The following is a 23,246-nucleotide window of genomic DNA, read 5'->3' as shown; positions in this document are numbered from 1 at the left end:
CCCCGGGGCCGACGGGCCGACCGGGGGATTGGTTGACGACCTCCTGTAAACTTCATTTACAGGCTTGTGACAAACGACAATTACACATTGCTCCCTAGATGTTGCGCATTGCTTAACCGCGGCGATTTTTCTCGGTTTGACTGTCGCGAAAATTTTTCGCCGAGCGATAGCGGAATCGGTCTCCCTACTGGCGAATGATGCGCCGCGCGCCTATAAGCGTGCCATGAAAGGCGAGCGTCCCACCCCTCCCGACATCCTGCATTCCGTCTTCGGATTCGACAGTTTTCGCGGTCCCCAGGCGGCGATCGTCGATCACGTGGTCGGTGGCGGCGACTGCCTGGTCGTCATGCCCACCGGCGGTGGCAAATCGCTGTGCTATCAGGTGCCCGCGCTGTGCCGTCCGGGCGTCGGCATCGTGGTATCGCCCCTGATCGCGCTGATGCAGGACCAGGTGGAGGCGCTGCGCCAGTTGGGCGTGCGCGCGGCGGCGCTGAATTCCGCCCTGGACGGGGCGGAGGCGCGGGCGGTCGAGCGGGCCTTGCTGGCGGGCGAGCTCGACCTTCTCTATGTGGCGCCCGAGCGCCTGCTGACCGACCGTTTCCTCGACCTTCTCGATCAGGCCCCCCTCGCCCTCTTCGCCATCGACGAGGCCCATTGCGTCTCGCAATGGGGTCACGATTTCCGGCCCGAATATCTGCAGCTCGAAGTGTTGCACCGGCGCTATCCGAGCGTGCCGCGAATCGGCCTGACCGCGACCGCCGACGGCCCGACAAGGCGCGACATCGCCGTCCGGCTCGGCCTCGGCGACGCGCCCCTGTTCCTGTCCGGCTTCGATCGGCCCAACATCCGCTATACGGTCGTCCCCAAGATCGAGCCGCGCGCCGGCCTGAAACGGTTCCTGGAGGAGCGCCCCGGCCAGGCCGGCATCATCTACTGCATGAGCCGCGCCAAGGTCGAGACCATGGCGGAGTGGTGCATCGCACAGGGTTACAATGCGCTACCCTATCACGCCGGCCTCGAAAAGGAGGTGCGCGCGCGCAATCACGACCGCTTCCTGAAGGAGGACGGCGTGATCATGGTCGCGACCGTGGCTTTCGGCATGGGCATCGACAAGCCGGACGTGCGTTTCGTCGTCCACCTGGACCTGCCGAAGACGATCGAGGCCTATTACCAGGAGACCGGGCGCGCCGGGCGCGACGGCCTGCCCTCCGAAGCCCTGCTGTTCTACGGCATCGAGGATGTCGCGCGCCTGCGCCAGCTGATGTCCGCGTCGGAAGCGGCGGACACCCACAAGCGCGCCGAGCGCAGCAAGCTCGACGCCCTGCTGGGCTTCTGCGAGACGGCGCGCTGCCGGCGCCAGGTCCTGCTCGCCTATTTCGGCGAGACCGACACCAAGCCCTGCGGCAATTGCGACACCTGTCTCAATCCGGTCGAGACCCGCGACGGCACGATCGATGCCCAGAAGGCCCTGTCGGCGATCTACCGCACGGGGGAGCGGTTCGGGGCGGTCCACGTCATCGACGTGCTGACCGGCAAGGAGACGGAGAAGGTCCGGAACTTCGGCCATCACACCCTGAAGACCTTCGGCGTCGGCCAGGACCAGACGGCGGACCATTGGCGCGGCGTTTTGCGCCAGCTGGCGGCGCTCGGCTTCATCGCCGTCGATCTCGATCGTCACGGCGCCCTGGTCCTCAACGAGAGCTGCCGCCCGGTGCTGCGCGGCGAGCAGACGGTCGAACTGCGCGTCGATCCGCCGCGCCGCCCCGCCACGCGCCGCGGCCGCCGGACCGGCGAGCCGGTCGCGGTCTCCGAGGCGGACGGCGGGCTGTTCGCGGCGCTGCGCGCCCTCCGGCTGGAGCTGGCGCGGGACCAGGGCGTGCCGCCCTATGTCATCTTCCACGATACGACGCTGCAGGAGCTGGCGCGCCGGCGGCCCACGGACCGTTTCGGCTTCTCCCAGATCCCCGGTGTCGGCGAGGCGAAGCTGGAGCGTTACGCCGACCGTTTCATCGAGGCGATCGCCGCTTTCGACGACTGAGCCTCAGCGCCAGCGCCGGTGCAGCCAGTTCCACTGGTCGGGGCGGGCGCGCACCCAGCCCTCGATCACCGCCGTCACTTTCTCGGTGATGGCGCGTTCGGCGGCCCGCGCATCCGCCATCTCGTATTCCGCCGAGAAATCGAGTTCCTCGGTCATATGGATGCGGAAGCGGCAGCCGTCCAGCCGCTCGGCCCAGGCGCCGTGAACCGGGCATTTGAAGCGCCGCGCCAGCTTGGCAAGGGTCGTCGCCGTCATCGCCTCGCGGCCCATGAACGGAACGGCGATGCCCCGGCTGAAATGCTGATCGACCAGCATGCCGAGATGGCCGCCCGATTCCAGTTCGCGGGCGGCGAGCAGGGCGGCCTGGAAGCCGGCGGGGATGAGCCGGCCCATGGCCGCCCCCCTGATGCCGAGCAGGACCTTTTCCGCGATCGGATTGTTCGGCGCGCGGAACATGGCCGCCATCGGCAGTTCGAAATGGGCGGCTCCGGCCCCGAGCACTTCCCAATTGCCGATATGGCCGGTGAAGATGATCGCCGGCTTGCCGTCGTCGCGGATGCGCAGGAAGCGTTCGGCAACCCCGGGATCGACCTCCACCCGCGAGCCGGCGCCGAGGGACTCGGGATCGAAATCCTTGGGCCACAGGGTCCGGAGATGGGCGTATTCGGTGAAATAGCGCCCGAAATTGTCCCAGACGCCGCGCAGGATCCGCTCCCGCTCCTCGCCCGAGATGCCTGGGTAGACGATGTCGATCTGGCGCCGGGCGATGCGCGAGACGGCGATCCGCGGGCCCAGCCTGGTCGCGACGAAGGCCCCGAGCGCGGAGGCGCGGTCGGGCCCCAGCGCCTTGCACAAGGCGAGCACCAGATAGATCGCGACCGCCTCCAGCAGCCACTGCACGCGCAGCAGGCCGCGATAGAGCCGCAATTTCGTCTTCATCCACCAGAGGCGCATCCGTGCCGTTCCCTTTGTTTCGGGCTGGCGGACCTTAAAGATACTGACCGCGAGGTCAAGACGACGAAGCCGGGCCCTGCTATGCCCTCTCCGCGCCCATGGGCTGCGCGCTGGATTTGCGGCTGTGGCCGTAATAGCGCCAGATCACGAGCGCCGCGGTCGAGCGGTGGGGCGCCCAGCGCCGGCCGATCTCGTCCAGCGCCTTGGCGTCGGGCCTGGCCTCGAGCCCCATCAGGCGAAACGCCCCTTCGGCCAGCGCGAGGTCCAGGGCCGGCCAGAGATCCATCCGGCCGAGGGCGAACATCAGATAGATCTCCGCCGTCCAGCGGCCGATGCCCTTGACCGTGGTCAGGGCCGCGATCGCCTCGGCGTCGGCCATGGCGTCGACCGCGTCGAGATCGAGGGTGCCGTCCGCCACCGCCCCGGCCAGGGCATGGATATAGCGCGCCTTCGGCCGCGACAGGCCGAACTGGCGCAAGCCCTCCTCGTCGAAGCCGCGCACCGCGTCGGGCGTCGCGACGCCGCCCATGCCGGTCTCGAAGCGGCCCCAGATCGCCGCCCCGGCCGCGACCGAAACCTGCTGTTCGACGATGATGCGGGCGAGCGCGGCAAAGCCCGGGTCGCGCACCCGGGGCGGCGGCGCGCCCGCCTCGTCGATGGCGCGGCGCATGTAGCGGCACTTGCGCCGCAGCCGGTCCAGCGCGGTGTCGTGGTCGACGGGCGGGCGTGCCATCGCCGCCTCAGGCGAAGAGCAGGGCCGCGGCCCCGCCGAGGCAGAGCACGCCGCCCGCGATGCGGGACGCGAGCGCGGGCGCCCGCACCTCCAGCACCGCCTCGTTGGCATTGGCGGGATTGTAGCGGACGTCGACGGGGGCCCCCGTCGGCAGGGCGTCGAGGAATCGGCGCGCCTCTTCCTCCCGTTCGAAGAGTACGGTCCGATTGGCGAGGCGGCTGCCGATATGCTTCTCGCCGCCGGCCTCGTAGCGATAGGCGACGGTCGGCAGATGGACGAGACGGGCGGCATGGCGATGCAGGCGCCGTTCGGAATCGAGGCCGGTGATCGCCACCTTGCCTTGGACCACCGGCCAGCGGCGCATGGCACGGAAGGCGAGCCAGGCGGAGAGTGCCCAGCCGAACAGCGCCAGCGCCACCAGCACCAGAACCGCCGCGCCGATCCAGCCTGCCATCCCGTCCTCCCCTAATCATGACCATCGGGCCGATTCGTAACCGTCAGGTCATGGTCGCTCGCGCCGTCACGGCCTTCAAGCGGCCTCGAGACGATCGCGCCTCAGCGCCGGGCGAGGCCGGCGGTGACGAAGCCGACCAGGGTGGCCAGCACCTCTTCCGGCGAAAGATTGCTGCGTTCGGCGTGATAGGCCGCCTGTTCGACCATGCCGAGCAGGGAATGGGCGATCAACTCCGTGTTCAGGTCGGCGCGGATCTCGCCCTTGTCGATGCCTTCCTGGAGCGAGGCGGCGGTCAGTTTGGCCAGCCGGTCGCGCGGGCGCACCGTCGGCTCCTCGTCGCCGGGATCGATGATGGAGATGTCCATCAGGGCGGCGGCGATCACCTTGCGCTCGTTCGCCTCGAAGGCCAGCGCCGCCTTGATGGTGTTCAGGATGCGCTGGTCCCAGGGTTCGGGCCCGGTCAGCGGGCCGATGATCGCGGCTTCGATCTCGGCGCAGGCTTCCTCGGCGAAGGCGAGGAAGATGTCCCGCTTGTCGGCGAAATGAAGATAGAAGGTGCCGTTGCCGACCTCCGCCTCGCGGGCGATGTCCTGCGGGCGGGTTGCGTGATAGCCGCGCTCCACGAACAGGCGCCGGGCGGCGGCCAGAAGGCGGCGGCGGCTCTCACTGCGGCGGCGCCCGCCACGCGCGCCGGAAGCCTGATCGTCTGCGACATCTACCATGGCGGCATTTGGGGCCAGCGTTGACAATATGTCAATCCGACCCCTCGGCTCCGGCTCAATTCACCTGGCGATCGCGGCCTTCCCAATAGGGTCTGCGCAATTCCCGCTTCAGGAGCTTGCCCGAGGGGTTGCGCGGCAGGCTCTCGGCGAAGTCGACCGACTTCGGCGCCTTGTAACCCGCGATGCGGCTTTTGGCGAAGGCGATGATCTCGGCGGCATCCGCCTCCATCCCTTCCTTCAGGACGACGACGGCCTTCACCGCCTCGCCCCATTTCTCGTCGGGCACGCCGATCACGGCGACGTCGGCGATGGCGGGATGGCCGAAGAGGGCGCTTTCGACCTCGGCCGGATAGATGTTCTCGGCGCCGGAGACGATCATGTCCTTCACCCGGTCGTGGATGTAGACGTAACCATCGGCATCCTTGTAGCCGGCGTCGCCGGTGTGGAGCCAGCCATCGACCACGGCCTTCGCGGTATCGGCGTCGCGCCGCCAATAGCCGCACATGTTGAGGCCGGAGCGGATGACCAGTTCGCCCACCTCGCCCGCAGGCAGATCCTTGCCGAGGGGATCGACGATTCGCACCTCGACCCCCGGCAGGGGCTTGCCGCAACTGCGCATGCGCGGGCTGCCCGCCGGGTCGTGATCGTCCGGCGACAGGCAGATGGCGGCGCCGCAGGTCTCGGTCAGGCCGTAGCCCTGGACGAATTCCGCCCCGAACACCTGCATCGCCGTGCGCAGCAGGTCGAGCGGAATGGGCGAGGCGCCGTAGAGAATGGTCTTCAGGCTGGAAAGGTCGGTGGTCTGCGCCGAGGGGTGCTGCACGAGGAGGAGGACGACCGCCGGGACGAAGAGCGCGCGGGTGATCTTCTCCTTCTCGATGGTCGCCAGGATGCGGGCCGGATCGACCTCCGGCAGCACGTGCACGGTGACCCCGACCGAGAGCCCGAACAGGCCCCAGTTGGAACCGGCGACATGGAAGTTCGGCATGCACATGACCAGCCGGTCGACGCCCGGCATCCAGGCGCCATAGGTGCCCCATTCCGCCGCCTTCATGGCTTCGAGGACATTGGCGTTGGTCAGCATCACGCCCTTGGGATGGCCCGTGGTGCCGGAGGTATAGAGCTGGATCGCGACGTCGTCCGGCGTCGTCGGCAGCAGGGGATCGGTACCCGGCGCATCGCCCAGCCAGTCCTCGAAACCCGGCCAGTCGCCCCGCGCCTCGCCCATCATGACGATCTTGCGCACGCGCGGCATCTCGGCCAGCACCTGTTCGATCACCGGCGCGAATTCGGGCCCGACCATCAGGATCTCGGCCTCGGAATCATTGACGATATAGACCACTTCCGGCGGCGCGAGGCGCCAGTTTATGGCGACCAGCACCGCATTCGCCTTGGTCGCGCCGACATAGGCTTCGTAATAATTGTCTGAATTCTTGGCCAGGAAGACGATGCGGGCGCCCGGCCCGGCACCGTCGCGCATCAGCGCGTTGGCGACCCGCGAACAGCGTTCGTTCCAGCGGGCATAGGTGGAGACGCGATCGCCGAACACCAGGGCCGGCACGTCGGGCCGAAGCGCCGCGTGATGGCGGGGAATGTCCCCCACCGTACGGATGACGCCGTCCGAAACGGCCGTCGACCCCGAAAGCCTTCCCCCATCCATGGCGATTCCCCGTTCTCGTTTCCCCTCGCACCGCTCCGGTTATGCCCCGGTATCGCGGTGTCCCGGATCTATATGAGAGGGGAACGGGATGACGACAAGCACGGACGGGCCGCCACGGCGTCCGTCAACAGAGTGTTTCCGGGGGGAGGCCATTGGGTCATCCCCAATGCGTCATCCCGGCGAAGGCCGGGATCTTTCGACGAGAAGGCGCCCTTCCGGATGAAGGTCCCGGCCTTCGCCGGGACGCCGCTGAAAAAAACGTTCAGTTCACCCGACGCTCGCGGCCTTCCCAATAGGGCTCGCGCAATTCGCGCTTCAGCAGCTTGCCGGAGGCGTTGCGCGGCAGATAGTCGACGAAATCGACCGAGCGCGGCACCTTGTAGCCGGCGATCCGCGTCCGGGCGAAGGCGATGATGTCCTCCGCCGTGGCGCGGGCGTCGGGCTTCGCCACCACGACCGCCTTCACCGCCTCGCCCCATTTGTCGTCGGGCACGCCGATGACGGCGACGTCGGCGATGTCGGGATGGCCGAAGAGGGCGCTTTCGATCTCCGCCGGATAGATGTTCTCGCCGCCCGAGACGATCATGTCCTTCACGCGGTCGTAGATGTAGAGGTAACCATCCTCGTCCATATAGCCGGCATCGCCGGTATGGAGCCAGCCGTCGCCGTCGATGGCCTTGGCGGTGGCGTCCTCGCGCTTCCAATAGCCGGCCATGACCGAGAGCGAGCGGGCGCAGATCTCGCCCACCTGGCGCGGTGCCGCGGTATTGCCTTCACCGTCGACCACCTTGATCTCGACCCCGACCTGGGGCCGTCCGGCGCCGCGCATGCGCTCGTTGCCGGCGGGGTCGTGATCCTCGGCCGGGAGATAGGTGCACAGCCCGCAGTTCTCGGTCATGCCGTAAAGCTGGACGAATCCGCATTTGAAGACGTCCATCGACTTCCGCAGCAGGTCGAGCGGGATGGGCGAGGCGCCGTAGAGGATGTATTTCAGCGACGAGAAATCGGTCGTCGCCGAGGCCGGATGCTGCAGCAGGAACAGAAGCACGGCCGGCACGTAGAACACCTTGGCGATCCTGTGTTCCTCGATCTGCGCAAGAACGAGGCCCGGATCGAAGTCGCGAGTGATCACCAGCTTCGAGCCGGCATAGATGCCGAGGAAGGCGGAACCGGTGCCGCCGATGTGGAACAGCGGCATGGCCACCTGGCCCACGTCGTCCGGCGACCAGGTGGCCCAGTCCTGGGCTTCCGCCTCGCGCAGCGGGACATTGCCGAGGAAATTGTGGTGGGTCAGCATCACGCCCTTGGGATGGCCCGTGGTGCCCGACGTATACATCTGCAGGACCGTGTCGCCCGCATCGGTCTCGGCCTTCGGGTCCTCGGCATTGTCGAAGGGGGCCAGCCAGTCGCGGAAGCCGGGCCAGCCGCCCGCCCCCTCGCCCATCACGACGATCTTGCGCACCGTCTTCAGATCCTTGCCGAAATAGCCGAGCGCATCGACGAAATCGGGGCCGACGAACAACACCTCGGCCTCGGCGTCGTCGAGGATGAAGGTGATCTCGGGTGCTGCCAGGCGCCAGTTGACGGGCACCAGCACGGCGCCCGCCTTGGCGGCGCCGAACAGCAGCACGAAGTAATCCGCCGCGTTCTTGTCGAGAACGCCGACGCGACCGCCCGTCTTCACCCCTTCCGCCATCAGGGCGGCGGCGCAGGCGGTCGAGGCGCGGTCCAATTCGCCATAGGTGATCCGGCGATCGCCCTCGATCAGGGCGACGGCATCGCCCCGCTCGCGCGCATGGAAACGCGGCACGTCCGCGAACGTCCTGATTTCAGGATAATAGGCCATTCCGTTCTCCCCGTGGCGCGGGCCGTCCCCTTGGGCTCGGCAGGGCCGCGTCCGTTCTTCTTTTCTTGCGGCCGAGTTTAGGGGCGCCGTGGCGCCGCCTCAAGTCGCGAAAATCGCGGCACGGCGGGCCGTTCCACCGGAACGCCGCTTCGTGTAAGCATGGCGCATTCCCGGGCGCGAGAATGTCATGTCCTTATCAATCGCGAAGCCTTTCGTTCTGCTGGCCGTGGCCCTCGTGCTCACATTTTTCGGCTGGTCCTGGCCGAACCGGCCCATGCCCCTGCCGACGCCCTACGCGGGGCTGGTCGAGAGCGTCTCCTTCGCGCCGTTCCGCGGCAGCCAGAGCCCGCTGACCGGCAATTTCCCGAGCGACACCGAGATCGCCGAGGCACTGGACGCCCTGGTCGGCAAGGTGCGGGGCATCCGGCTCTACACGTCGCGCGAGGGCATGCAGATCGTGCCCGAACTGGCCCGCGCGCGCGGGCTCAAGGTCTTCGCCGGGGCCTGGCTCGGCACCATCGCCCATGTCAATCAGGACGAGGTGGCGAGCCTGATCGAACTCGCAAATACCTATCCCGACACGATCGACCGGGTGATCGTCGGCAACGAGGTACTGTTGCGCCGGGACCTGCCCGTCGATGCCCTGATCGGCGATATCCGGCGGGTGAAGGCGGCGGTGAAGCAGCCCGTCACCTATGCCGACGTCTGGGAATTCTGGCTGAGGAACCCGCAACTGGCGGCGGAGGTGGATTTCATCACCATCCACATCCTGCCCTATTGGGAAGACCAGCCCCTGCCCGTCGAAGCCGGCAACGCCCATGTCGACCACATCCTGGCCGAGGTGAAGGCGGCCTTTCCAGGCAAGCCCGTGGTGATCGGCGAGATCGGCTGGCCGACCCACGGCCGCGACCGCGAGGCCGCCGTCGCCGGGCGCTTGGAACAGGCCCGTTTCCTGACCGCCTTCATGACCAAGGCGCGGGCGGAAGGCATTCGCTACAACGTCATCGAAGCCTTCGACCAGCCATGGAAAAGCGCCATGGAAGGCACGGTCGGCGCCAATTGGGGCCTGTTCGACGAAAGCTGGCAGCCAAAATACGACCTGTCAGGCCCCGTCGTCGAACAGCCCTATTGGCCGCTGGGGGCCGCCTTCGCCGCGCTGGTGGCGATCGGACTCGCCGTTCACCAGCGCCGCCGGGCGGTGGAGATGAGTTGGCCGCGCGTGGCGGCCGCCGGCCTCGTGCTTGCGGTCGCGACCTATGCCGGCAGCCGCGCCGCCCTCGAGGCCGTGATCTATTCCTATATGCCGGGGCCGGAGGCCTGGGCCCTGTTCAAGGCCGTGATCGCCAATGGCGTCGCCGTGACCCTGTTCGTCACCGCCTGCCGCATCCTGGACGACGACCGGCGCGCGCGGGCCGGCGGCTGGGTGGTGGCGGCGGGTGACCTGATGCTGGTGCTGGCGACCGGGCTCGCCTTCGTCCTGTCGTTCCTGATGGTGGTCGGCGTCACCGACGACATCCTGATGCCCTTGCTGCCACGGTCGACCATCGATCTTCTGTGGCCGCTGCTGCCGGTCGACGGGCGCTATCGCGACTTCCCGACCGCCTATCTGGCGATCGCCGCCCTGGCCCCGCCCATCGTCGCCGGCCTCGCCGCCGCGACCGGACGCGACCGCTTCCTGGACCGTCTCGCCTTCGGGCGGATCTTCGGCACGGTCGATCGGGCACCGCCCCGGGGCCGGGCCTGGTTCGCGGCCGCCACCGGCCTCGGCTTTCTCGCCATGGCCGGCGGGTTGATCACGGTCGAGGGCACGGCGAATGTCGAAGCCTGGGTCTGGGCCGCCTGCCTCGTCCTGCTGGCGCTGCCCTTCGCCGCCTCAGTCCGCTTGCATTGGGTCGAATAGGCCGCGCGGATCCTCCACCGCCACCAGCCACAGATCGGGGTCGCGCCGGACGGCCCGCTCGAGGCGTTCGGACAGCGCCATCGGATCGAGCGCCGCGCCGCCATCGGCCGGGGCCCAGACAAGCGTCCCCGCGCCGTCGCGCACCCGGTCATAGAGCCTTGTTCCGGCGGCGAAACGATCGACCAGGAGCATGAGACCGCCGGCGTCCTCATCGCCCTTCCGCTGTACGACGGCGACGAGGCCCCGCACCTCCAGGGCGCGGATCAGGGCCTGCACGGCAAGGCGGGTCTTCAGGCGGGGTTCGGGGGTCATGGCCGTTCCGGGTTCGAGGACGCCCCAGACATAGCGAAGGCGGCGCCGGGTGAAAACCCGCGCCGCCCCGGAACACCTCGTCACGAGGTCCCGGCCTTCGCCGGGACGACGCGATCCTATGGGCGTCAGGCCGCCAGCTTGGCGGCGACGGTGGCCACATGCCTGCCCTGGAAGCGGGCGATGGTCAGTTCGTTCTCGGAGGGCTGGCGGCTGCCGTCGCCGCCGGCGATGGTCGAGGCACCATAGGGGGAGCCGCCGGTGATTTCGTCCATGCGCGACAGGCCGGGCTCCGAGAAGGGCACGCCGACGACCACGAAACCATGGTGCAGCAGGGTGGTATGGAACGACAGGATGGTCGATTCCTGGCCCGCGTGCTGGGTGGCGGAAGAGGTGAAGACGCTGCCGACCTTGCCGATCAGCGCGCCCTTGGCCCAGAGACCGCCGGTCTGGTCGAGAAAATTGCGCATCTGGCCGGTCATCATGCCGAAGCGGGTCGGCGTGCCGAAGATCACGGCGTCGTAATCCGCCAGTTCGCCGGGCGCGGCGACGGGCGCAGCCTGATCCGGCTTCATGCCGAACTGCTTCATGGTCTCGGCATCCATCAGCTCGGGCACGCGCTTCACCGTGACCTCGACCCCCTCGACCGAAGCCGCGCCCTCGGCGACGGCCTTGGCCATGGTCTCGATGTGGCCATAGCTGGAGTGATAGAGAACGAGCACTTTGGTCATGATCGTGGTCCTTTGGTTCGATCCGTGACGCAAAGCTAGTGTCTCGCCGATCTCTTGATAATCCGGCCCCTTGGAACATAATCGTTTCGGAAACGGAAACAGTGAGGCGGTGATGGATCGGCTGGCAGCCATGGCGGTATTCCGCCGGGTGGTGGAACTGGGCTCCTTCGCCGGGGCGGCACGGGACCTCAACATGTCCAATGCCGCGACCAGCAAGCAGATCGCGGCGCTGGAGGCCCATCTGGGCGCCCAGCTCCTTCACCGCACCACGCGGCGCCTGTCCCTGACCGAGACGGGGCGCGCCGTCTATGAGCGCGGCGTGCGCCTGCTGGACGATCTGGCCGATCTCGAACAGGCGGTCGGCACCATGGAGGCGAAGCCGCGCGGCACGCTCCGCGTCAATGCCCCGCTGTCCTTCGGCCTCGCGGCCCTCGGGCCCATGCTGCCCCACTTCATGGACAGCTACCCCGACATCACGGTCGACCTGGTGATGAGCGACCGTCTGGTCGACCTGGTGGAGGAAGGTTTCGACGTCGGCATCCGCATCCGTACCGATCTCGGCGACACCAGCATGATCGGCCGGCGCATCGGCGGCGTGAAGCCCGTCGTCTGCGCCTCGCCCGATTACCTGGCCCGGCACGGCACGCCCCGCGTGCCCGAGGATCTGATGGATCACGAATGCCTGCACTACACGCTCAGCGCCACGGGCGACGAATGGCATTTCTTCGATGCTTCGGGCAACGAGAAGCGGATCCGGGTTTCGGGTCGGCTGTCGGCCAACAATGGCGACGTGTTGCGCAACGCCGCCGTCGCCGGGCTCGGAATCTGGCGCACGCCGGATTTCCTGGCGGAAGGCGAGGTGGCGGCCGGCCGCCTGGTGCCCATCGATCTCGGCGGTTACCGGCTTTCGGACCATTCGATCTTCGTGATCTATCCGCCGGCCCGTCACCTGAGCCCGAAGGTGCGCGCCTTCGTCGACTTCATGGTCAATGTGGTGGGCGTTCGCTGCAACGGGCGCGGCGCACCTTGAGCATCGCCGTCAGTGGCTGCGCGCTTCCTCGACCAGGGGCGTCACCACTTCGTGGATCGCGGGCCAGACGCCCTGCTTGCGCCAGCGGGTGTAGCGGTTGCAGACCGTGGCATAGGGCCCGTAATAGGAGGCCGGCCAGTCGCGCCAGCGCCCGCCCGCGTGCAGCATGTGCAGAATGCCGGAAATGATACGCCGGTCGTCGGCGCGCGGCGCGCCCCGGCCGGGATTCGGCAACAGGGGTTCGACCTTCTCCCAGGCTTCGTCGTTCAGCCAGAAGTATTGCTTCATGCCTTACGCTCCCTTGACCGATCAGGTGGCCGAGACGCCGCCGTCGACCGCCAGCATCTGGCCCGTGACGTGGCGTGACGCATCCGAGGCCAGGAAGGCCACGGCGCCCATCATGTCCTCGTCGCCGCCGAGACGGCCGAGCGGCGTCGCCTCCACGACCTGTTGCTCGAAACGGTCGAGCAGACCCTGGGACATCTTCGAGGGGAAGAAGCCGGGGCAGATGGCGTTGACGTTGATGTTGTAACGCCCCCATTCCGCCGCCAGCGCCCGCGTGAAGTTCACCACCGCGCCCTTCGAGGTGTTGTAGGCGATGGTGAACATCGAGAGATTGGGCGGATTGCCGCCGAGCCCGGCGATGGAGGCGATGTTGATGACCTTGCCGCCGCCCTGGGGAATGAAGGCGCGCTTGCCCACCGCCTGCGAAAGCGCGAAGACCGCGTCGATGTTCAGGGTCATGACCTTGCGCCACGCCGCCTCGGGGTAATCCTCGGCGGTCGCGCCCCAGGTGGCGCCGGCATTGTTGACCAGGATGTCGATCCGCCCGAAGCGCGCCATCACGGCCTCGACCAGACGTTGCACCGCGCCGCCCGAGAGATCGCCGAGATCGACGGGGACCGACAGGGTCTCGACACCCATCGCCGTCAGCTTCGCCTCGGCGGCTTCGAGTTCGGCGGGCTTCCGGGCCGCGATCGCGACCTTGGCGCCCAATTCGCCCAGCGCCTCGGCCATCTGCAGGCCGAGGCCGCGCGAGCCGCCGGTGACGAGGGCGACCTTGCCGGAGAGGTCGAACAGGGATTTCACGCTCATGGCTACGCTCTCGATTACTGGACGCGGCGCAGTTCGAGCTTGCCGATCTGGTTGCGGTGAACCTCGTCCGGGCCGTCGGCGAGGCGAAGCGTGCGGGCGCCGGCATAGGCATAGGCGAGGCCGAAGTCGTTGGAGACGCCGCCGCCGCCATGGGCCTGGATCGCCCAGTCGATCACCTTGCAGGCCATGTTGGGCGCCGCCACCTTGATCATGGCGATTTCCTTGGCCGCGACCTTGTTGCCGTAGCGATCCATCTTGTCGGCCGCATTGAGGGTGAGGAAACGGCACTGGTCGATCATGATGCGTGCCTCGGCGATGCGCTCCAGCGTCACGGTCTGTTCCGCCACGGTCTTGCCGAAGGCGACCCGGCTCTTCACCCGCTTGCACATCTTCTCCAGCGCGCGTTCGGCGAGGCCGATCAGGCGCATGCAATGATGGATGCGGCCCGGGCCCAGGCGGCCCTGGGCGATCTCGAAGCCCCGCCCCTCGCCGAGGAGGATGTTGCCGGCGGGCACGCGCACATTCTCGAACAGAACCTCGCCGTGGCCATGGGGCGCGTCGTCATAGCCGAAGACGGGCAGCGCACGAAGCACCGTAATGCCGGGCGTGTCGCGCGGCACCACGATCATGGACTGCTGCAGGTGCCGGTTCGGGTTCGCCGGATCGGTCTTGCCCATGAAGATGAAGACCTTGCAGCGCGGATCATTCGCGCCCGACGACCACCACTTGCGGCCGTTGATCACGTAGTTGTCGCCCTCGCGCATGATCGAGCTCTGGATGTTGGTGGCGTCCGACGACGCGACCTCGGGCTCGGTCATGGCGAAGCACGAACGGATCTCGCCGTTCAGCAAGGGCTCCAGCCATTGCTTCTTCATCTCCTCGCTGCCGTAGCGTTCCAGCACTTCCATGTTGCCGGTGTCGGGGGCGGAGCAGTTGAAGACTTCCGGCGCCCAGGCGACCCGGCCCATCAATTCGCAGAGCGGCGCATATTCGAGGTTGGTGAGACCGGCGCCGCGTTCCGATTCCGGCAGGAACAGGTTCCAGAGGCCGGCCGCCTTGGCCTTCCGCTTCAATTCCTCGACCACCTTGGTCGGCTGCCAGCGGTCGCCTTCCGCGACCTCCTCCTCGAAACGGGCTTCGTTCGGGAAGATATGCTCGTCCATGAAGGCGGAGACCCGCTCCATCAGGCCCTTCACCTTGTCGGAATATTCGAAATCCATGACGAAACCTTTCCGGTCTCAGCGCGGCAGGCGCAGCGTGTTGGTGGGCTGGCGTTCCTCGAGAATGTCCTGCATGCGGACCTCGATCGCCTTTTTGATCGTCGGATGGGTGATGATGTAGAAGTGATTGTCGCGCACGGCATCGAGGGTGATGCGCGCGATATCGGCGGCGGTCAGCTTGCCCGACGCGATCGCCTTCTTCAGGACCTCGGTATAGAAGGCCGAGTCCGGGTTGGAATCGGCCAGTTCCGCCGGTCGGTTGCGCTCCGACTCGCCGATCCCGGTCGGCACGAAGGCCGGGCACAGCACCGAGACGTCGATCGGATGGCCGGCGATGCGCAATTCATGGTGCAGGCACTCGGAGAGCGTGACGACGCCGTGCTTCGAGACGCAATAGACGCTCGACCCCGGCGGCGAGACGAGGCCGGCGGCGGATGCCGTATTCACCACATGGGCGGGCTGGCCCTGGGCCAGCATGCGCGGCACGAAGCTGCGGATGCCGTGAACGACGCCCATCAGGTTGACGTCCAGCACCCATTTCCATTCGTCGAGGGTGGTGGTCCAGGTCGGGCCGGAAACCGCCACGCCCGCATTGTTGAAAAGAAGATGGGCGGCACCGAAGCGGCCGTAGGTCGCTTCCGCCAGGGCTTCGACGTCGTCGGGCTTCGAGACGTCGCAGCGCCGCTCCATGGTTTCGGTGCCGGCGGGCAGCAGGGCGACGGTCGCCCCGATGCCCGCCTCGTCCCTGTCGGCGAGGGCGAGCTTCATGCCCGCCGCCGCGCATTGGATCGCCAGTTCGCGGCCGAAACCGCTGGCCGCCCCGGTGATCACCGCGATCTTGCCGTTCAGGTCCTGCACCCCGTTCTCCCCCGCTTGCTCTTTGTTTGTTGTGATTGCGGTCGTTCTTGTCTGCCCCGCCTGTTCGTGGCGGCGGGTTGCGCAGAGGGTAGCCCGGGAATACCCTGCGTCTAATGAATGTTTTTGAGCAGGACACATAAATTCCATGCATGTCGGGCGGATGGACCTTAACCTCCTCGTGGTGCTGGACGCGATCTTCACCGAGGGCGGCATCACCCAGGCGGCGGCGAAGCTGAATCTGACCCAGCCGGCGGTCAGCCACGCCCTCGCCCGGCTGCGCGACCTGCTCGGCGATCCCCTGTTCGTGCGCGCCGGGCGCGGCCTGACGCCGACACCCTTTGCCCGCAACCTGATTCATCCCGTGCGCGAATCCCTGCGCGGGCTGGAGATCGCGCTTTCCGAAGCGGCGCATTTCGATCCCGCCAACAGCCGGCGGCGCTTCGTCCTCGGCATTCGCGACGTGCTCGAGGCACGCATCCTGCCCGCCCTTCTCCACCGCATCACGGAAGAGGCGCCGGGCGTCGACCTGTCGGCGATCCATATCGACCGGCGCGAATTGGAAGGCGAGTTGGCGGCCGGCCGGGTCGATGCCGCCCTCGACATCTGGCTGGGCCTGCCGGAACGCATCCACCGCCGCCTGATGATGGAGGACCGCTTCATCGTCGTCGTCCGCAACGGCCATCCCAGGGTGCGGGGCCGGATCGATCTCGACGGCTATCTGGCGGAACAGCATGTGCTGGTCTCCGCCCGCACCTCCGGCCCCGGGCTGGAGGACCTGGAATTGACGCGCCTCGGCCACAGCCGCCACGTGCGCCTGCGCTGCCAGCATTACTTCGCGGGCTGCCGGGTGGTCAGCCAGACCGACCTGATCCTGACCATGACGGAACATTACGCCCGCATCACCAACCGCCCCTTCGCCAATCAGATCCTGCCCTTCCCCGTGGAGGGGCCGGGCCTCGACGCCTATCTCTATTGGCATGCCAATGTCGAGACGGATCCCGCCAACCTTTGGTTGCGCCGCGTGATCGCCGAGACAATGGCATCTCTGCCCACGCGAGACCTCTAGCCACCCCATGTTGCGCCCATATCGGTTCAAACTTCGGCCAACGCATCCATTCCGAAGGCGGTTTGGCTCCAATTAAGTAGATGACCGACTCTAACCTCGGGTATGACGCAGCGCGCAAAAACTCGGCTCGCGACGCCGATGCCCGATCGCGGACAGGAGCCGGCCCGGACGACGACGTTCGAGGCGACGGCCTGGATCGTCGATCTGCAGCTTGCCGACAATCTTGTTCAAGACATTGATTCTTTTACATCAGTGTCAGAAAAAGCCCGAGCCGCGCGCCTGATTCGCCCGGCGGACCGCCTTCGCTTCACCCGTGGCCGGGCCGCGCTGCGCCGGATCCTGTCGCGCCAGACCGATATTGCGCCGCAGCATCTGGATATCGTGCCGGACGAGGCGGGCCGCCCGCGCCTTGCCGGTAACAACCAATTCGATTTCAATTGTTCCCGGACCGGCAATTTTACCGTGGTCGCCCTGTCACGCCGCTGCCGCCTCGGCGTCGACATCGAACGCCGCCGCGACGATTTCCCCTGCACGCAATTGGCGCGCAGTTTCTTCTCGCCGGCGGAGAACCGGGCCCTGGAGCGTCTGCCGGCGGAACGCCACACGGCGGGCTTCTTCCAGGCCTGGGTGTCCAAGGAGGCCTGCGTGAAAGCCTGGGGCATGGGGCTTTCCCTGCCTCTCGACAGTTTCGACGTGGAGGCGGACCCGCGCCGGGCGCCGGCCCTGCTGGCGCGGCGCGGCGCCACCGCCCCCCTCTGGCTCCACGAGATCGAGGGACCGGCGGGCCATGCCGTCGCCCTCGCCTCCGACCGGCCGCTCGGCCGGATCGACGTCAGACCCGTGACATTGGCCGATCTCTGCGGTCCCGCCGGCGGGCACTGAAGGCGCGAAGAGGTTCGGAATGCCGCCCCATCGGGATCAATGCCCCTGTCAGGCCGCCCGCGCTGTTCCTACCATGCGCGCGGTCTTCACAGTTCGGGGGCGGCCCTGATGCGCATCACCATTCTCGCCGTCGGCACCCAGGGTGACGTGCGGCCCTTCATCGCCCTGTCGCGGGAACTCCAGGCCCGGGGGCACGAGATCACCATCACCACCGGGCGCAATTTCGAGGACCTGATCCGCGGACACGGCATCGGTTTCTCGCCCATGACGGCGGACTACGAGAAACTCATGCGCAACTCGCCCGAACTGGTCGAGCGCGGCATGAACCTGGTCCAGGGCACGCGCATCATGCGCGGCCTGCTGCACGACATGGCCCAGCACTGGGCCGAGGAAGGGCGCGCGGCCTGCGAAGGCGCCGAGCTGATCGTCGGCCAGGGGTCGGGCACCGTGCTTGCCATGTCGCTGGCCGAAGCCTTCGGCGTGCCCTCGGTCCAGGTGCAGTTCCAGCCGGTCACGCCGTGCAGCGACATTCCGCCGGTCATGCTGCCGCAAAGCCCGTTCCGCCTGCCCGGCTTCATCAACCGCGGCCTCTATCACGGGCTGCGCATCACCATCTGGCAATTGTTCAAGGAAGCGATCAACGACGTGGTGCGCAAGGACCTGGGCCTGCCGCCGGTGACCTATTCGGACGTCTATCGCAACCTGTCGCCGGAACGCCGCCGCGTGCTCTATGCCTATTCGGAAGCCGTCCTGCCCCGCTCCCGCGACTGGACCGAGTTGGCGCAGGTGACAGGCTACTGGTTCCTCGACGAAGGCGCCGACTGGACGCCGCCCGACGATCTGGCCCGTTTCCTGGAGGCCGGGGAAAAGCCTGTCTACATCGGCTTCGGCTCCATGCTGACCCAGAAGGCCGAGGCCGTGACCCGCATGGTGCTGGGCGCCGTGAAGGAGATCGGCTGCCGCGCCGTGCTGGCGACCGGCTGGGGTGGCCTTTCCGCCGATCCGAGCCTGGCCGATGCCAATGTCTTCGTCCTGAAGCAGGCGCCGCACGACTGGCTGTTTCCGCGCATGGCGGGCGCCGTCCATCATGGCGGCGCCGGCACCACCGCCGCCGCCTGCCGTGCCGGCATCCCCTCCCTGATCATGCCCTTCATCACCGAACAGGCCTTCTGGTCGGGCCGGCTGGAGGAGAAGGGCATCGCGCCGCCGCGCCTCAACCGCAAGACCGTGACCCAGGGCGCCTTCAAGCGCGGCATCACCCGCCTGCTGGACCCCGCCATGAAGACACGCGCCGAAGCCGTCGGCGCGAAGATCCGGGCGGAGGACGGCATCGGCCGCGCCATCGACCAGTTGACCGAATGGGGCCTGCTGACCCAGGGTGAGCCCCAGCCGACCGAATCCGCGACAAGGGCAAATGCTGTCTGATTATCAAGCCGCCGCCGCCGAAACCTCGCGGCGCCTTCGCCGGCGCTGGACCGGGCTGGACCTGCGCGCGCGCCTGATCCTGGGCGGCATCGCCGGCGGCCTGCTGATCGGACTTCTCGCCTATGCCGCCGGCGGCAAGGGGGCCATGCCGGATTTCGCCACGGCCGAGGTGCCGGTCGTCACCGGCACCATCGACAAGCGGCCCATTCCCGTCTTCCTCGACGGGATCGGCACGGTCCAGGCCTCGAAGACGGTGCAGATCCGCCCCCGGGTCGACGGCGAGATCCTGGAAATCCGCTTCGAGGAAGGCCAGGACGTCGCCGCCGGCGACATTCTCGCCGTGATCGACCCGCGCACCTATGAAGCGAACTTCCATCAGGCGGAAGCCAATCTGCTGCGCGATCAGGCGCAGTTGAAGGATGCGCGGTCGAACCTGCGCCGTCTCGAATCCATCGGCGAATTCGCCAGCCGCAAGGCGGTGGACAATCAACGCGCCCAGGTCGCGCAATTCGAGGCCCTGGTCGCCGCCAGCACCGCACAGGTCGCCCATGCCAAGGCACAGCTGGACGACGCCACCGTGCGCTCGCCCATCGCCGGGCGCACCGGGCTGCGCCAGATGGACGTCGGCAATCTGGTCCGGGCCGGCGATCCGACGCCGCTGGTCACGGTGACCCAGCTCGATCCCGTGTCGGTCCTGTTCACCCTGAACGCCGACAATCTGCCGCTGATCGTCGACGGCATGGCGGCGGGCCCCCTGCCGGTCGAAGCCTATGGCAAGGACAACCGCAGTCTTCTCGCTACCGGCAGCCTCGACCTCGTCGACAATCAGATCGACCAGGCGACCGGCACGGTGAAGCTGAAGGCCAGTTTCCCCAACCCCGACCACCGCCTGTGGCCCGGGCAATTCGTCAACGCCCGGCTCCGCGTCGCGATCTATCAGGGCCTCAGCGTCGCCGCGACGGCGATCCAGCAGGGTCCGAACGGCGCCTATCTCTGGACCATCGACGGCGACGGCAAGGCCGGCATGCGCAGCGTCGTCGTCACCCGGCTCCAGGACGGCACCGCCCTGATCACGTCGAGCCTGCCGCCCGGCCAGAAGGTGGTGATCGACGGGCAATACAAGCTCCAGCCCGGCGTGGCCACCGTGCCCGCGCCGGCCCAGCCGGAAGCGCCCATCGCCGGCTCCAGCCGCCCCGACGCCTGAGGGTCCGGGCCATGAACATCGCACGGCCCTTCATCCTTCGGCCGGTGGCCACCACGCTGCTGACCATCGGCATCATCCTGCTCGGCTTTCTCGGCTATCGCCTGCTGCCGGTCACCGCCCTGCCGACCGTGGATTTCCCGACGATCCAGGTGACCGCCCGCCTGCCCGGCGCCGCCCCCGACGTCATGGCCTCCCTGGTGACGACACCGCTGGAACACAGCCTGGGTCAGATCTCGGGTCTGTCCACCATGCGTTCCGTCTCGTCCTTCGGAACCAGCCAGATCACCCTGCAATTCGACCTCTCGCGCGATATCGACGCCGCGGCCCAGGACGTTCAGGCCCAGATCAACGGTGCCGCCGGCCTGCTGCCCCTCGACCTGATGCCCAGCCGCCCGACCTATTCCAAGGTCAATCCGGCCGATACGCCGGTGCTGATCCTGGCCATGACGTCGGGCGAACTGCCGCTGCGCGCCGTCAATGATTATGCCGATACGCTGGTCGCCCAGAAACTGTCCCAGGTGCCGGGTGTCGGCCTCGTCACCATCGAAGGCGGACAGAAGGCGGCGGTGCGCATTCAGGTCAATCCGGTCGCCCTCGCCGGCCTCGGCCTGTCGCTGGAGGACGTGCGCCTCGCCGTCCGGACCTCGACGGTGGACAGCCCCAAGGGCGGCATCGACGGCCCGCGCCAATCGTTCCAGATCAGTGCCGACGACCAATTGCTGGACGCCGACGCCTATCGCGACCAGATCGTCGCCCAGAAGGACGGCGCCCCGGTGCGCCTGGGCGATGTCGCCAAGGTCACCGACAGTGTCGAGAACGACCGCATGGCCGGCTGGTACGACGGTCGCCCCGCCGTGCTTCTGAACATCCAGCGCCAGCCCGGCGCCAATATCATCGAAGTGGTCGACGCCATCCACGCCCTGTTGCCGGGCCTGCGCGCCGCCCTGCCGCCGACCGTGAAGCTGGAAGTCCTGACCGACCGGACGGACATGATCCGCGCCGCGATCCACGAGGTGCAGTTCACCCTGCTGCTCTCGATCGCCCTCGTCGTCATGGTGATCTTCCTCTTCCTGCGCAAGCTCTGGGCGACGGTGATCCCCAGCGTCACCCTGCCGGTCTCGCTGATCGCGACCTTCGGGGTGATGGCGCTGGCCGGCTTCAGCCTGGACAATCTTTCCCTGATGGCGCTGACGGTGGCGACCGGCTTCGTCGTCGACGATGCCATCGTCATGATCGAGAACATCGTCCGCCATATGGAGGAGGGCAAGAAGCCGCTCGCCGCCGCCATCGACGGCGCACGCCAGATCGGCTTCACCATCGTCTCCCTCACCGTCTCCCTGATCGCGGTGTTCATCCCCCTGCTGCTGATGGATGGGGTGATCGGGCGGCTGTTCCATGAATTCGCCATCACGCTCTCCGCCGCCGTCGCCATTTCCGCCGTCGTCTCCCTGACCCTGACGCCGATGATGTGCGCCCATCTCCTGCAGCGCGACCGGACGGACAAGCCGCCGGGCCGGATCATCGCCTGGAGCGAGACGGTGTTGGACGACGCGCTGGCTTTCTACGAGCGCACGCTCCGCACCGTGCTGCGCCATCAGCGCGAGACCCTGATGGTTGCGATCGCCACCATCGCCGGCACGCTCTTTCTCTATGTCGTGGTGCCCAAGGGCTTCCTGCCGCAGCAGGACACCGGCCTGATCATCGGCGTGACCGACGCCGCCCCGGATATTTCCTTCGCCGCCATGGCGGCGCGCCAGCAGCGGATCGCCGACACCGTCCGCAAGGACGAGGCGGTCGCCGGCGTCAGCGCCTTCGTCGGCACGGGCACGATCAACACGACCGGCAATGCCGGGCGCCTGTTCATCGCGCTCAAACCCCACGGCGAGCGCGGCGATAGCGCCGACACGGTCATGCGCCGCCTGAAGGCCGCGGTCGGCGACGTGCAGGGTGTCAGCCTCTATCTGCAATCGGCCCAGGAATTGACCGTCGGCACCAATAACGCCCGGACCCAGTTCCAATATCTGTTGCAGGGCACGGCGGCGGCGGATCTGAACCTCTGGTCCGGGCGACTGATGGCGGAATTGCGGAATTATCCGGCGCTGGCCGACGTCGCCTCCGACGCCCAGGCCGGCGGCCTCGAGGCGGCGCTGACCATCGACCGCGATGCCGCCGCCCGCCTGGGGCTTTCCATCGGCGACATCAACGACGCCCTCTACAACGCCTTCGGCCAGCGCCAGATCGCCACCATCTATACCCAGACCAACCAATACCGCTTGATCCTGGAGGTGGCGCCGGAATTCCGCGAGGATGCGGAGGCATTCCGCTTCACCTATGTGAAATCGGCCGGCGGGGAGATGGTGCCGCTGTCCGCCTTCACCCGCCTCGAACAGAAGGCGACGCCGCTCGCGCTGATGCACCAGGGCCTGTTCCCGGCGGTCACCCTGTCGTTCAATCTGGCCCCCGGCTATTCCCTGGGCGACGCGACCGAGGCGATCCACGAGGCGGAGGCGGCGATCGCCATGCCGGATTCGATCGGGCGCAGCTTCGTCGGCAGCGCCGCCGAATTCGGCCGCTCGCGCGAGACGGAAGCCCTGCTGATCCTGGCCGCCCTGGTCACGGTCTATATCGTCCTCGGCATCCTCTACGAGAGTTACATCCACCCGATCACCATTCTCTCCACCCTGCCGTCCGCCGGCATCGGCGCCCTTCTCGGCCTGATGCTGTTCGGCAAGCAGTTGGACGTGATCTCGCTGATCGGGATCATCCTCTTGATCGGCATCGTGAAGAAGAATGCGATCATGATGATCGACTTCGCGCTGGAGGAGGAACGCAGCCACGGCAAGCCGCCGGAGGAAGCCATTTTCAGGGCCTGCCTGCTGCGCTTTCGCCCGATCATGATGACCACCATGGCCGCCCTGCTGGGCGCCGTGCCGCTGGCCGTCGCGGGCGGCACGGGGGCGGAGATCCGCCAGCCGCTGGGCATCGCCATCGTCGGCGGGCTGATCCTGTCCCAGGTGATCAGCCTCTATACGACACCGGTGATCTATCTCGCCTTCGATCGCCTGCAACGGCGCCTGAAGGCCCTCGGCGGGCGTCGGCCGGCAGCGGCCGAATAGCGC

20 protein-coding genes are annotated in these 23,246 nt (G+C 67.6%); 8 read left to right on the top strand and 12 right to left on the bottom strand.

Annotation, left to right across the window (positions count from 1 at the left end):
• Positions 1-223: 223 nt before the first annotated feature.
• The gene (gene recQ, locus L2U69_RS10955; RefSeq protein ID WP_236106843.1) at positions 224-2,038 is read left to right on the top strand and encodes a DNA helicase RecQ; all 1,815 of its coding nucleotides are present in this window, start codon (positions 224-226) and stop codon (positions 2,036-2,038) included.
• Positions 2,039-2,041: 3 nt separating this feature from the next.
• Here recQ and L2U69_RS10950 read toward each other — a convergent pair whose 3' ends face one another.
• The 6 genes from L2U69_RS10950 to L2U69_RS10925 all read right to left on the bottom strand — a co-directional run bounded on the left by L2U69_RS10950 (position 2,042) and on the right by L2U69_RS10925 (position 8,407).
• Positions 2,042-2,977 (bottom strand): lipid A biosynthesis lauroyl acyltransferase, encoded by a 936-nt coding sequence (locus L2U69_RS10950; RefSeq protein WP_236106842.1) that lies wholly within the window; start codon positions 2,975-2,977, stop codon positions 2,042-2,044.
• A 94-nt stretch (positions 2,978-3,071) separates the two neighbouring features.
• Complete coding sequence (locus L2U69_RS10945; RefSeq protein ID WP_236106841.1) at positions 3,072-3,725, bottom strand: DNA-3-methyladenine glycosylase family protein; 654 nt, start codon at positions 3,723-3,725, stop codon at positions 3,072-3,074.
• 7 nt (positions 3,726-3,732) lie between these two features.
• Positions 3,733-4,179 carry a DUF3592 domain-containing protein gene (locus L2U69_RS10940; protein WP_236106840.1) on the bottom strand — a complete coding sequence of 149 codons (447 nt, stop codon included), beginning with the start codon at positions 4,177-4,179 and terminating at the stop codon, positions 3,733-3,735.
• Between the two features lie 101 nt (positions 4,180-4,280).
• A complete protein-coding gene (locus L2U69_RS10935) occupies positions 4,281-4,901 on the bottom strand; it encodes a TetR/AcrR family transcriptional regulator (protein ID WP_236106839.1) in 621 nt (206 codons plus the stop codon).
• Positions 4,902-4,956: 55 nt separating this feature from the next.
• Entirely contained in the window at positions 4,957-6,561 is a 1,605-nt protein-coding gene (locus L2U69_RS10930) for a fatty acid--CoA ligase (protein ID WP_236106838.1), read from the bottom strand.
• A gap of 262 nt (positions 6,562-6,823) precedes the next feature.
• The gene (locus L2U69_RS10925; protein ID WP_236106837.1) at positions 6,824-8,407 is read right to left on the bottom strand and encodes a fatty acid--CoA ligase; all 1,584 of its coding nucleotides are present in this window, start codon (positions 8,405-8,407) and stop codon (positions 6,824-6,826) included.
• 187 nt (positions 8,408-8,594) lie between these two features.
• Between L2U69_RS10925 and L2U69_RS10920 the strand changes: the two genes are divergently transcribed.
• Positions 8,595-10,307, top strand: coding sequence for a glycoside hydrolase family 17 protein (locus L2U69_RS10920; RefSeq protein WP_236106836.1), 1,713 nt, complete (start codon positions 8,595-8,597; stop codon positions 10,305-10,307).
• Here the strand turns inward: L2U69_RS10920 and L2U69_RS10915 are convergent.
• Together L2U69_RS10915 and wrbA are read right to left on the bottom strand one after the other, a co-directional pair.
• Positions 10,281-10,619, bottom strand: a complete 339-nt coding sequence (locus L2U69_RS10915) for a DUF1491 family protein (protein ID WP_236106835.1) — start codon at positions 10,617-10,619, stop codon at positions 10,281-10,283. The two genes, L2U69_RS10920 and L2U69_RS10915, sit on opposite strands and share 27 nt — an antisense overlap.
• 125 nt (positions 10,620-10,744) lie before the next feature.
• The gene (wrbA, locus tag L2U69_RS10910) at positions 10,745-11,347 is read right to left on the bottom strand and encodes an NAD(P)H:quinone oxidoreductase (protein ID WP_236106834.1); all 603 of its coding nucleotides are present in this window, start codon (positions 11,345-11,347) and stop codon (positions 10,745-10,747) included.
• A gap of 112 nt (positions 11,348-11,459) precedes the next feature.
• Here wrbA and L2U69_RS10905 point away from each other — a divergent pair, with 112 nt between their 5' ends.
• Positions 11,460-12,377: a LysR family transcriptional regulator gene (locus L2U69_RS10905; RefSeq protein WP_236106833.1), complete on the top strand. Its 918-nt coding sequence runs from the start codon at positions 11,460-11,462 to the stop codon at positions 12,375-12,377.
• 9 nt (positions 12,378-12,386) lie between these two features.
• Here L2U69_RS10905 and L2U69_RS10900 read toward each other — a convergent pair whose 3' ends face one another.
• Genes L2U69_RS10900 through L2U69_RS10885 form a run of 4 tightly spaced genes read right to left on the bottom strand, consistent with a single transcriptional unit; the run spans position 12,387 to position 15,550 of the window.
• Positions 12,387-12,665, bottom strand: a complete 279-nt coding sequence (locus L2U69_RS10900) for a transposase (RefSeq protein WP_236106832.1) — start codon at positions 12,663-12,665, stop codon at positions 12,387-12,389.
• Between the two features lie 21 nt (positions 12,666-12,686).
• Positions 12,687-13,472 (bottom strand): SDR family oxidoreductase, encoded by a 786-nt coding sequence (locus tag L2U69_RS10895; RefSeq protein ID WP_236106831.1) that lies wholly within the window; start codon positions 13,470-13,472, stop codon positions 12,687-12,689.
• Positions 13,473-13,486: 14 nt separating this feature from the next.
• Positions 13,487-14,692, bottom strand: coding sequence for an acyl-CoA dehydrogenase family protein (locus L2U69_RS10890; RefSeq protein WP_236106830.1), 1,206 nt, complete (start codon positions 14,690-14,692; stop codon positions 13,487-13,489).
• Between the two features lie 18 nt (positions 14,693-14,710).
• The gene (locus L2U69_RS10885) at positions 14,711-15,550 is read right to left on the bottom strand and encodes an SDR family NAD(P)-dependent oxidoreductase (RefSeq protein ID WP_236106829.1); all 840 of its coding nucleotides are present in this window, start codon (positions 15,548-15,550) and stop codon (positions 14,711-14,713) included.
• 160 nt (positions 15,551-15,710) lie between these two features.
• On the opposite strand from L2U69_RS10885, the gene L2U69_RS10880 reads away from it, so the two are divergent.
• The 5 genes from L2U69_RS10880 to L2U69_RS10860 all read left to right on the top strand — a co-directional run bounded on the left by L2U69_RS10880 (position 15,711) and on the right by L2U69_RS10860 (position 23,243).
• A complete protein-coding gene (locus L2U69_RS10880) occupies positions 15,711-16,616 on the top strand; it encodes a LysR family transcriptional regulator (protein ID WP_236106828.1) in 906 nt (301 codons plus the stop codon).
• 252 nt (positions 16,617-16,868) lie between these two features.
• The gene (locus L2U69_RS10875; protein WP_236106827.1) at positions 16,869-17,498 is read left to right on the top strand and encodes a 4'-phosphopantetheinyl transferase family protein; all 630 of its coding nucleotides are present in this window, start codon (positions 16,869-16,871) and stop codon (positions 17,496-17,498) included.
• Positions 17,499-17,606: 108 nt separating this feature from the next.
• Positions 17,607-18,923: a glycosyltransferase gene (locus L2U69_RS10870; RefSeq protein WP_236106826.1), complete on the top strand. Its 1,317-nt coding sequence runs from the start codon at positions 17,607-17,609 to the stop codon at positions 18,921-18,923.
• Complete coding sequence (locus tag L2U69_RS10865; protein ID WP_236106825.1) at positions 18,913-20,127, top strand: efflux RND transporter periplasmic adaptor subunit; 1,215 nt, start codon at positions 18,913-18,915, stop codon at positions 20,125-20,127. The genes L2U69_RS10870 and L2U69_RS10865 overlap by 11 nt, the downstream gene beginning before the upstream one ends.
• A gap of 11 nt (positions 20,128-20,138) precedes the next feature.
• The gene (locus L2U69_RS10860) at positions 20,139-23,243 is read left to right on the top strand and encodes a multidrug efflux RND transporter permease subunit (protein WP_236106824.1); all 3,105 of its coding nucleotides are present in this window, start codon (positions 20,139-20,141) and stop codon (positions 23,241-23,243) included.
• Positions 23,244-23,246 lie beyond the last annotated feature (3 nt).

Source organism: Zavarzinia marina, assembly GCF_021568905.1.
GTDB lineage: Bacteria > Pseudomonadota > Alphaproteobacteria > Zavarziniales > Zavarziniaceae > Zavarzinia > Zavarzinia marina.
The sequence above is the reverse complement of the archived record's forward strand: the minus strand, read 5'-3'. Positions and strand labels throughout refer to the sequence as shown.

Bases quoted from the DNA above. Each gene is read 5' to 3' on its own strand.
- L2U69_RS10930 (WP_236106838.1), bottom strand. From the start codon at position 6,561: ATGGATGGGGGAAGGCTTTCGGGGTCGACGGCCGTTTCGGACGGCGTC.
- recQ (WP_236106843.1), top strand. From the start codon at position 224: ATGAAAGGCGAGCGTCCCACCCCTCCCGACATCCTGCATTCCGTCTTC.
- wrbA (WP_236106834.1), bottom strand. From the start codon at position 11,347: ATGACCAAAGTGCTCGTTCTCTATCACTCCAGCTATGGCCACATCGAG.
- L2U69_RS10920 (WP_236106836.1), top strand. From the start codon at position 8,595: ATGTCCTTATCAATCGCGAAGCCTTTCGTTCTGCTGGCCGTGGCCCTC.
- L2U69_RS10860 (WP_236106824.1), top strand. From the start codon at position 20,139: ATGAACATCGCACGGCCCTTCATCCTTCGGCCGGTGGCCACCACGCTG.
- L2U69_RS10945 (WP_236106841.1), bottom strand. From the start codon at position 3,725: ATGGCACGCCCGCCCGTCGACCACGACACCGCGCTGGACCGGCTGCGG.
- L2U69_RS10895 (WP_236106831.1), bottom strand. From the start codon at position 13,472: ATGAGCGTGAAATCCCTGTTCGACCTCTCCGGCAAGGTCGCCCTCGTC.
- L2U69_RS10900 (WP_236106832.1), bottom strand. From the start codon at position 12,665: ATGAAGCAATACTTCTGGCTGAACGACGAAGCCTGGGAGAAGGTCGAA.
- L2U69_RS10905 (WP_236106833.1), top strand. From the start codon at position 11,460: ATGGATCGGCTGGCAGCCATGGCGGTATTCCGCCGGGTGGTGGAACTG.
- L2U69_RS10935 (WP_236106839.1), bottom strand. From the start codon at position 4,901: ATGGTAGATGTCGCAGACGATCAGGCTTCCGGCGCGCGTGGCGGGCGC.
- L2U69_RS10880 (WP_236106828.1), top strand. From the start codon at position 15,711: ATGGACCTTAACCTCCTCGTGGTGCTGGACGCGATCTTCACCGAGGGC.
- L2U69_RS10890 (WP_236106830.1), bottom strand. From the start codon at position 14,692: ATGGATTTCGAATATTCCGACAAGGTGAAGGGCCTGATGGAGCGGGTC.
- L2U69_RS10915 (WP_236106835.1), bottom strand. From the start codon at position 10,619: ATGACCCCCGAACCCCGCCTGAAGACCCGCCTTGCCGTGCAGGCCCTG.
- L2U69_RS10865 (WP_236106825.1), top strand. From the start codon at position 18,913: ATGCTGTCTGATTATCAAGCCGCCGCCGCCGAAACCTCGCGGCGCCTT.
- L2U69_RS10925 (WP_236106837.1), bottom strand. From the start codon at position 8,407: ATGGCCTATTATCCTGAAATCAGGACGTTCGCGGACGTGCCGCGTTTC.
- L2U69_RS10950 (WP_236106842.1), bottom strand. From the start codon at position 2,977: ATGAAGACGAAATTGCGGCTCTATCGCGGCCTGCTGCGCGTGCAGTGG.
- L2U69_RS10870 (WP_236106826.1), top strand. From the start codon at position 17,607: ATGCGCATCACCATTCTCGCCGTCGGCACCCAGGGTGACGTGCGGCCC.
- L2U69_RS10940 (WP_236106840.1), bottom strand. From the start codon at position 4,179: ATGGCAGGCTGGATCGGCGCGGCGGTTCTGGTGCTGGTGGCGCTGGCG.